Genomic DNA, 8,502 nt, shown 5'->3' with positions numbered 1-8,502 from the left:
ACATCAGCACCGGCACCATCAGCTCAATCAGGTAAAGAAATGCAGGTTTCTGCAACAGCATACACAGCATATTGCGCAGGATGCTCAGGCATCACAGCCACTGGCATTGACTTACGTACGAACCCGAACCAAAAAGTAATCGCAGTAGATCCTACAGTTATTCCACTTGGTTCAACAGTATGGGTTGAAGGCTATGGTACAGCAATCGCTGGCGATACTGGCGGAGCTATCAAAGGCAATAAAATCGATGTGTTCATTCCGTCGAGAGATGCAGCTCTTCAATGGGGCCGCAAAACTGTAACAATCAAAATCCTAAAATAAAATCTAAACAGCTACAAAGCCGAGGTGTCCATTCCCTTGGCCTTTTTTATTGCCAAAAATGAATGAGGCAACAGAGATATTCCTTCTATTTGAAAGAAGATTCCGAAAACGGCTGGTAATTGGCTCAGGCATTCTATACACTGTAAGAGAACAACGATGAAAACATGTAATCCGATGAATGGGAAAAAATATGTACCATAGGAGGATGCAGTATGCCGATGAACATCAAAGCAATAGATGACTTGAAACAAGTGGACGTTTCAAAATTGGTGGAAGAAAGTGAAGCGGAAGGGTATCGGTTCCTGAGGCGCCTCGTCAATCAGTACGAAGATGGCACCAATACTTTTAATAAAGCGGGAGAAGTGCTTTACGGTGTCTGGGATCCGGCGGGTGAACTGGTGGCGATCGGCGGATTGAACCGGGACCCCTATTCGGATAAAAGCGGAGTTGGCAGATTGAGAAGGTTCTACATCTCTGAACACGCACGGCGGCAAGGGATCGGCACGAAATTACTCCAAGAAATCTTGGATTACGGCAAAGGCCATTTCAGTGAAATCGTGGTGCGGACCGATTCGTCGATTGCGGATGCTTTCTATAGGGCAAACGGTTTCTCCGGGGATCTGGGCTTGCCTGAAGCGACTCATCATATCGTATTGCAAAGCGACTATTCAGAGGAAGCCAACTGAATTTACAGGAACCAGCTGCTGACATCTTTCAGTGGCTGGTTTTATTTTTGCGTCAGCCCCCGAAAAGCGGGAATATATGGTATCTTGAGAAAAAGCGGCGTTCGACTGCAGATTACAGATGAAACGGAGGAGAGATCACATGGAAATGTCAGATTGGAAAGGGGCTGCAGGCGTCTGCATCAACAGCCGGAACGAAGTATTGATGGTGCTGCAGGGACCGACGGACGAAGAAAAGAAATGGAGCTTGCCGGCCGGTCCGCCTGAAGCAGGAGAAACGCTTGAAGAAAGCTGTGTCCGTGAATTTTCAGAAGTGACAGGACTTGAAGTAAGAATTCTTAAGAGCGCAGGTGTGAAAAAAGACAGCTTTGACAAGGCAGACGTTTCCGTGGAACTGCAGTATTTCCTGGTGGAAGTTGTTGGGGGAGAGCTTATTGTGTGGGAAGAGGATCCGTGGATTCAGGCGATTGCCTGGCAGCCGATTGGAAAGCTGGAGACATTGGAATTGGCCGACCCGGGTGAAGCGGAAGTGATCAGGTCTTTGATCAAACAATAAAATAAGAGAAGGGGTTGGAGATCATGGAGAAGTTCGGAAGAGTAATGATCGCTCTATTTATCGGAGGGGCTATCTGTTTTATCGGATTTCCTGTACTGATTTTCGTAGCTCTGAATGGGGATATCCATTTGCTTGGCCTGGTAATCGCGGCAATGATTTCTGTGTGGCTGCTGTATCTGTTTTCGGACATCGGGCTGTATCATAAACCAAAAGGCAAGAAAATCGCAGCCGGAATTATTGCGGTGATTTTAGTGATCGGCGCTTCATTTTCCATCCCGCATTATTATAAGGAAAGCTTCGCTCAGGTAGACGGGGAAGTAGAACTTTACGAATACGAAGCTTTTACCGGCAGTGATAAATTGGCGAAACTGGATTCACCGGCAACTTTCAAATTGGAAGGAGAACTGCCAAAACTGGACGGGGCGACGGCACTTTATCCGCTGTATGCTGCTTTTACCGAAGCGGTCTATCCGGAAGGGGATTATCCCGTTTATGACCCCGGATTCAGTAAAGTCGTGTCCACTACAACGCCGGAAGCATATGAAAGGCTGCTGGCAGGTGAAGCCGATATCATTTTCGTGGCGGGTCCGTCAACCGGACATCAAAACCGGGCTGAAGCGAAAGGGCTCGAGCTCAAAATGACGCCGATCGGCCGTGAAGCTTTCGTCTTTTTCGTCAACGCGCGAAATCCGGTGGACGCTTTGAGCAGTGAAGAGATAAGAAGCATTTATTCGGGGGAAGTTACAAACTGGTCGGAGGTTGGCGGAAAAAATGACGAGATCCGTGCCTTCCAGCGGCCGGTCGACAGCGGCAGCCAGACAACCTTCATAAAATTTATGGGTGATACGCCGATCGAAGAACCCGAAATCGAAGAAATGGCTTCCGGAATGGGTGGCATCATCAGCGAAGTGGCGAGCTACAGAAATTATAAAAATGCCATCGGCTACACATTCCGCTTTTTCTCTACAGAGATGGTGCGGAACGATAAGATCAAATTACTGGCAATCGATGGAGTGGAACCTTCCATTGAGACGATCCGGTCGGATGACTATCCATTGTCTTCCGAGTTCTATGCAGTGACGGCCGGCTCCGACAATCCGAATGTCCAGCCGTTCATCGACTGGATCCTTTCTGCAGAAGGCCAGGAACTGGTGGAGCGGACCGGATTCGTTTCGGTCGAATGAAGGATTAGAAAAAGCCGAAAAGGGTATTTTATAGAGTAATAAACCCGATGAGGAGGGGAAGGCATGAAGAAGGATAAGGAACAACATCATGAAGGCGAAGAATTGATTCCTGAAGTCGAACCCCGACGCGATGCGCCAAATGATAAGGAAATGGATCCGATGCCGGACCGTGAACTGGAGTACGAAGAAAACTCCAATGAGAAATACAGAGACCAGAACTGAAAACATGTGACCAGGCAAGTCTTCGCGGGCTTGCTTTTTTAACTGTCATTTTAAATTTTTTTACTGGAGGATGAAGGCTGTGCCGAAATATACATTCAAACATGCAGTTTGGCATGAAGAAGCTTCAGAAATCGGAAATGGGTTTGTCCATCTGCTGCCGGAACATATCCGCCGGCATTCCTGGCGGGATGAATCGAAAGATATGACTGTCAATATCCTTCACGTGGATACTTCAATGCCTGGGGAGGAAAAGATTTGGGGTTCATTGATATACAGGCATAGCCCGAAGGATAAAAAAGACATGAAGACGCTGCATTTTTATTTATCCAAAGATATCCTTCTGACAAACAGGCTTGATTATGAGGAAGATGAGGATATGGATCAGGAGAGGATCCATGAGCACATGGAACATGCGGGGTCTACGACTGAATTGCTGATGATCCTTCTCGGAGCCATGACGGGATCCCTGTTACATAAAATAGATGTATTTGAAGAACGGCTGCATCAACTTCTATGGGAGATAAAGGAAAAGAATAACAGAAATACGCTAGCCGAAATTGAGAATGTACGCCACGAAATCCTGCTTTGGAAAAATGTCATTCTCGGGTTTATCGAGATGAAGATGGTCATGCCTGAAACGTTCGGAAAAGAAATTCTGGAGAATCCCGAATATTACCGGACCTCTTCACGCATCAGCCGGATGGAAATGCTGATCAATGCCTATGAGCATGAAGTGAACAATATGGTGGACATGGAAAACGTTGTGGCGAATTACCGGGGCAATGAAATCATGAAGACGCTGACAGTGCTGACGACACTTTTCACTCCTGTCATGGCTTTTGGTGCCCTTTGGGGGATGAACTTTGAACATATGCCTGAACTGGAATGGACATTCGGCTATCTGGCGTCGCTCATTATCATCGTGCTGTCCACTGCCATTCTGTATTTCTATTTGAAAAATAAAGGATGGACAGGGGATATTCTGCAGACATTAAAAAGAGACAGCAATGTAAAAAACAGCCGGGGGGAGTGACAGCACCGGCTGCTTTATCTTTACTGACACTTTTAAATATTAGAATAATTCGATTTTTAAATTGACGTTCCCATGCTTTTCATTTAAAATGGAACAAATGAACGAAGGAGGTGGGTATGATGAATCAAACTGGTAAGCGCATGACGGAGTGTCAGGAATATCTCTACATTCTGCATGGCGTCACTTTCACTGGAATCGATGCAAGGGAGGAGTCTGTCCTTTTTCAGCTAATCGAATCATGTGAAAATTACCAGTAAGAGACATCTGCCTGCAAACGGAATTACCGAAAGGCATGCGTCTTTGCATGCCTTTTTTGTTTTGGCCGGCGTCTCTTCCGGAATGGAAAGGAAGAGAACAATGATAATCAGCCAATTTCAAAACATACAATGCCATTTTGCTTCACATAAATTATTCAACCATATAAAAGGGGATATTGCGGAAGGCAAACGCATCGGTCTCGTCGGCCGCAACGGGGAAGGAAAAACAACATTATTGAATATTTTGGCCGGCGCCCTGGAACCGGATGAAGGCCGGGTGACCTGGAAAAAAGGAAGTGTCGTCGGGCTCTTGAAACAGACGCCGGATGAACAGGGAAATCAGGCAGTCGCTGAAATATTGACTGCGGTATTTGCCGATTTGACGGAAACCCAGGATGAGCTGAAGGCCATGGAGAAACGCATGGAAACAGCGGCGCCGGAAGAACTGGAAAAGCTGCTGTCACGTTACGGCAGTGTACAGGATGATTTTATTCAGCGCGGCGGATATGAAATCGATGTCCGGATTGACCAGGTGCTGAATGGCCTGAAAATCAGCCAGCTGAAAGGGGAGAGTTGGGGGCACCTGAGCGGCGGAGAGCGCACAAAAGTCGGATTGGCGAAACTGCTGCTGCAGGAACCGGATCTGCTGCTGTTGGACGAACCAACGAACCATCTGGATCTGGATGCGATTGAATGGCTCGGTTCATTTATTGCCCATTATAAAGGAACTGTGGTGCTGGTTTCGCATGACCGTTATTTTCTGGACGAAACCGTCACACATATCTGGGAACTGGACCAGGGTGATCTGATTCAGTATACCGGGAATTATTCGGCTTATGTGAAAGAGCGGGAAGCGCGTCTGCTGATCGAGTTTCAGCAGTTCCAGGACCAGCAGAAAAAGATCCAGAAGATGAAAGAAACGATCAAGCGCCTGAAGGAATGGGCCAACCGGGCGAATCCACCGAATGCGGGGATGCACCGGCGGGCGAAAAGCATGGAAAAAGCGCTTGCACGAATCGAAGTTCTCGACCGCCCCGTCCTTTCCAAAAAACAGATGGTGCTCGATTTCCAGTCGGGTGAGCGCAGCGGCCGCGATGTGGTATTGATGGAAAACGTGTGGAAAGGCTACGGTGAGCGGATCCTTTTCCATGATGCATCGCTTCATATCCGGTTCGGGGAACGGGTCGCAATTGTCGGATCCAATGGAACGGGTAAGACGACGCTCCTCAATCTCATACTCGGCAAGGAACAGGTGGATGCCGGTGAGCTCCGTACCGGGAGCAGTTTATCGATCGGCCACCTGTCGCAGCATACACTTGAAATGGACAATAATCGGAGCGTCATTGCCGAATTCCGGGATGCGGTCGCGGTTTCTGAATTTGAAGCGCGGCATCTGCTGGCGAAATTCCTGTTCTTCGGAAATATGGTGTTTCAGCCTGTCCAGCAGCTAAGCGGCGGGGAACGGATGAGGCTGCGGCTCGCGCAGCTGATGCACATGGACCATAATCTTCTGGTGCTGGATGAACCGACCAACCACCTGGATCTGGAAGCGAAAGAAGTCATGGAAGAAGCACTGGCGGATTTTCCAGGCACGATCATTGCTGTTTCCCACGACCGTTACTTCCTGGATAAATTATTTCCAGTGACGTATTGGCTGCACGATCAGCAGATTGAAAGGTTTGAAGGGAATTATTCTGCGGCTAAGGCGAAGCGGTTTCTAATTGAAGCCAAATAAATAAAAATGCAAAACAAAAGCGGCCATCTGAAAACGATGGGCCGCTTTATTCTGTTTCTATAGGTGCTTCGATCCATTCCTGGGACCAGCTTTGTATTTCATCCATGACGGGTTTCAATGATCTCCCTTTTTCGGTCAACTCGTATTCGATGCGTACGGGCGTTTCAGGGTAAACAGTCCGTTTTACAAGGCCTTGAGTTTCAAGGTTCTTCAGGCGCTCGGACAGCAGGCGTCCGCTGATGCCGATCACTTCGGTCAGGTTACTGAAGCGCTGCGGGCCCGTCAGCAGCTGATATATGATTAAACCTGTCCAGCGTTGGCTGAGTATCGCAATGGCAGACTCAAAACGCGGACAAATAACTGTTTTATCCATGAGTACTCACTCCTTTATTCATATAATAGCACAGCTTTGCTCTAATATAAAAGAATTAAGTTACTTGACACCTTATAATAACTAAAATATAATTTGTTACATAAAGTAACTAAAGTTTGAAATGAGGACTGCAAAATGAATTTTCACCAAAAGCCTGTAACTTATACAGATGAAGTAGGATTGAAAGTGCTGAATCTTGAAGGAATGAAGAAATTCTATCAGGAGATTCTCGGATTCCAAGTGATTTCTGAAGAAGGCAATGAAGTCTGTATGGGCACAGACGGCAAGAGCCTGATCAGACTGACGGCAACTGAAGGACTGGTACCGAAAAGAGGACGTTACGCGGGATTGTATCATTTCGCGATTTTATTGCCGAACCGAAAAGAACTGGGTAAAATCCTCCTGCACCTCCACCACCAGGGGATACGCGTCGGTTCATCGGATCATTTGGTGAGTGAAGCGTTGTACTTATCGGATCCGGAAGGCAACGGCATCGAAATTTACCGTGACCGTGATCCTGAAGAGTGGAGCTGGAGCAATGGCGAAATAGCTATGGCTGTGGATCCGATCGATGCGGAAGGGATTTTGAGAGAAGCCGGCCTTGCGAATGAAAGCTGGAGAGGCATGCCGTCCGGAACTTTGATGGGCCACGTGCACCTGCATGTTTCGAATCTGCCTGAAGCCCGGAAATTCTATACAGAAGGACTTGGATTTGAAGTGGTGACGTCGATGGGCGGACAGGCACTGTTTATCTCTGACCAGAAATATCATCACCACATCGGCTTAAATATCTGGAACGGCATCGGCATTCCAGCGCTCCCTGAAAACGAGGCAGGATTGGATTTTTATACATTGGTTTTTGCGGATGAAGCGAAGCGCAGTGAGACAGCGGACCGTCTGCGCGGACTCGGGGCACAGGTGACTGAAGCTGCTGGACACTGGGAAACACAGGATCCATCAGGAATTACAATTCGTTTGGCGGTTTAATAAATGAATGTCAAACCCCGGTTCATCAAACATGAGCCGGGGTTATTTTTTGTTTGAAATTTCTGATTATCGCTCCGGAGAATGCTATACTTTTGGTGTCACGAATTGAAAGGGGGATGAAATGGAAAGAGAAGATGCGATTTTATTGACGGAAGTGAAAGCACTGGAAGCTTTGATCAGCCGGTTGCCGGCACCGCATTCCTATCAAAAGTTTCTGGAATCAGAGTTGCACAAAGTGAGCGCGGGTAAGCGAGGGGAGGAAAAACTCCTCAAAAAGCTGGCTGAATTCAGCTGGAAGGAAAGCTTTTCAGTGGTTCCGGACGTCAGCCTGAGCAAGGGCAATCAGAAAATCCAGATGGACAGCCTGCTGTTGACCGATTCACAGGCGATCATCATCGAATCGAAAAACATTAACGGCAAGATCCATTTTGATGAAACAACCGGCGAATTCTATCGGTACGATAAAGGCGGAGAAAAGACGGTGATGGATGACCCGGTAGTTCAGCTGAAAAGAAATATGCGTTTTTTCAATGACTGGCTGGAATCCGGAAAACTGGACCTGGACGTAAAAGGCCTCGTCGTTTTCACGGCAAACGAATGCGAATTCATCTCCAAACCGCAGAACGTCCCCATCTGCAAAACATACCAACTTCATGAATATCTCTACAGCATGCTTGGTGCCGCACCCCAGGCACCATCCAGTAATCCCAAAAAGGTGAAAAAACTGATTGCCAGCCAGCAGACACCATACAAGCGGGTCCCTCTCTGCGACTATTACCAGATAGATCCGTCTGCTTTAATCAGAGGCGTCCGATGCGTGAGTTGCGGAAATTTTGGGAGCGGAACCATAAAAAGAACCAGCTGGTGCTGCAATAAATGCGGATACACCGATGCGGTAGCCATCCAAAATACATTAAACGAATATTTCTCTCTGATAAGCCATACGATTTCCAATGCCGAGCTGCGAAATTTCTTCCGGCTGGAATCGCGTCATGCAGCTTCCAGAATACTGGTGAAATATGAAATGGAGAAAAGCGGAGAGAGAAAGATGCGAAAATACAAGATTAAAATTCCAAATTAATACAGATATCGTTTTGCCGATCATAAAACTCATTTTGGCGATCATAAACACTCGTTTGCCGATCATAAAA

General features: G+C 47.2%; 11 protein-coding genes. 10 read left to right on the top strand and 1 reads right to left on the bottom strand.

The genetic code is table 11. The annotated features are described in order from the left end of the window. From KW93_RS06195 to abc-f, 8 genes are all read left to right on the top strand, one after another. Positions 1-321 (top strand): 3D domain-containing protein (locus KW93_RS06195; protein WP_033542119.1); only part of this gene is annotated, 321 nt, incomplete at its 5' end. Between the two features lie 212 nt (positions 322-533). Beyond that, positions 534-1,007, top strand: a complete 474-nt coding sequence (locus tag KW93_RS06190) for a GNAT family N-acetyltransferase (protein WP_033542117.1) — start codon at positions 534-536, stop codon at positions 1,005-1,007. Positions 1,008-1,146: 139 nt separating this feature from the next. Further along, the gene (locus KW93_RS06185) at positions 1,147-1,560 is read left to right on the top strand and encodes an NUDIX hydrolase (RefSeq protein ID WP_081986935.1); all 414 of its coding nucleotides are present in this window, start codon (positions 1,147-1,149) and stop codon (positions 1,558-1,560) included. A 23-nt stretch (positions 1,561-1,583) separates the two neighbouring features. Then, positions 1,584-2,744, top strand: coding sequence for a PstS family phosphate ABC transporter substrate-binding protein (locus KW93_RS06180; RefSeq protein ID WP_033542116.1), 1,161 nt, complete (start codon positions 1,584-1,586; stop codon positions 2,742-2,744). Between the two features lie 63 nt (positions 2,745-2,807). Beyond that, positions 2,808-2,966: a hypothetical protein gene (locus KW93_RS17600; protein ID WP_162835041.1), complete on the top strand. Its 159-nt coding sequence runs from the start codon at positions 2,808-2,810 to the stop codon at positions 2,964-2,966. A 79-nt stretch (positions 2,967-3,045) separates the two neighbouring features. Then, positions 3,046-3,999, top strand: a complete 954-nt coding sequence (locus KW93_RS06175; RefSeq protein ID WP_033542115.1) for a magnesium transporter CorA family protein — start codon at positions 3,046-3,048, stop codon at positions 3,997-3,999. Between the two features lie 119 nt (positions 4,000-4,118). Beyond that, positions 4,119-4,256 (top strand): hypothetical protein, encoded by a 138-nt coding sequence (locus KW93_RS17425; RefSeq protein ID WP_161787028.1) that lies wholly within the window; start codon positions 4,119-4,121, stop codon positions 4,254-4,256. Between the two features lie 100 nt (positions 4,257-4,356). After that, positions 4,357-5,991: a ribosomal protection-like ABC-F family protein gene (gene abc-f / locus KW93_RS06170; RefSeq protein ID WP_033542114.1), complete on the top strand. Its 1,635-nt coding sequence runs from the start codon at positions 4,357-4,359 to the stop codon at positions 5,989-5,991. 46 nt (positions 5,992-6,037) lie between these two features. On the opposite strand, the gene KW93_RS06165 is transcribed toward abc-f, so the two are convergent. Then, the gene (locus tag KW93_RS06165) at positions 6,038-6,364 is read right to left on the bottom strand and encodes a winged helix-turn-helix transcriptional regulator (protein WP_033542113.1); all 327 of its coding nucleotides are present in this window, start codon (positions 6,362-6,364) and stop codon (positions 6,038-6,040) included. 135 nt (positions 6,365-6,499) lie between these two features. Here KW93_RS06165 and KW93_RS06160 point away from each other — a divergent pair, with 135 nt between their 5' ends. Both KW93_RS06160 and KW93_RS06155 read left to right on the top strand, forming a co-directional pair. Continuing rightward, positions 6,500-7,351, top strand: a complete 852-nt coding sequence (locus KW93_RS06160) for a VOC family protein (protein ID WP_033542112.1) — start codon at positions 6,500-6,502, stop codon at positions 7,349-7,351. 121 nt (positions 7,352-7,472) lie between these two features. Beyond that, positions 7,473-8,432, top strand: a complete 960-nt coding sequence (locus KW93_RS06155) for a nuclease-related domain-containing protein (RefSeq protein ID WP_033542111.1) — start codon at positions 7,473-7,475, stop codon at positions 8,430-8,432. Positions 8,433-8,502 lie beyond the last annotated feature (70 nt).

The sequence above is a fragment of the Planococcus sp. CAU13 genome, from assembly GCF_000775575.1.
Taxonomy (GTDB): Bacteria; Bacillota; Bacilli; order Bacillales_A; family Planococcaceae; genus Planococcus.
This window is presented reverse-complemented; position numbering and strand designations above follow the sequence as displayed.

What these genes read in the sequence shown, in the direction of transcription:
- KW93_RS06190 (WP_033542117.1), top strand. Translation starts at nt 534, where the DNA reads ATGCCGATGAACATCAAAGCAATAGATGACTTGAAACAAGTGGACGTT.
- KW93_RS06185 (WP_081986935.1), top strand. Translation starts at nt 1,147, where the DNA reads ATGGAAATGTCAGATTGGAAAGGGGCTGCAGGCGTCTGCATCAACAGC.
- KW93_RS06180 (WP_033542116.1), top strand. Translation starts at nt 1,584, where the DNA reads ATGGAGAAGTTCGGAAGAGTAATGATCGCTCTATTTATCGGAGGGGCT.
- KW93_RS17600 (WP_162835041.1), top strand. Translation starts at nt 2,808, where the DNA reads ATGAAGAAGGATAAGGAACAACATCATGAAGGCGAAGAATTGATTCCT.
- KW93_RS17425 (WP_161787028.1), top strand. Translation starts at nt 4,119, where the DNA reads ATGAATCAAACTGGTAAGCGCATGACGGAGTGTCAGGAATATCTCTAC.
- abc-f (WP_033542114.1), top strand. Translation starts at nt 4,357, where the DNA reads ATGATAATCAGCCAATTTCAAAACATACAATGCCATTTTGCTTCACAT.
- KW93_RS06165 (WP_033542113.1), bottom strand. Translation starts at nt 6,364, where the DNA reads ATGGATAAAACAGTTATTTGTCCGCGTTTTGAGTCTGCCATTGCGATA.
- KW93_RS06160 (WP_033542112.1), top strand. Translation starts at nt 6,500, where the DNA reads ATGAATTTTCACCAAAAGCCTGTAACTTATACAGATGAAGTAGGATTG.
- KW93_RS06155 (WP_033542111.1), top strand. Translation starts at nt 7,473, where the DNA reads ATGGAAAGAGAAGATGCGATTTTATTGACGGAAGTGAAAGCACTGGAA.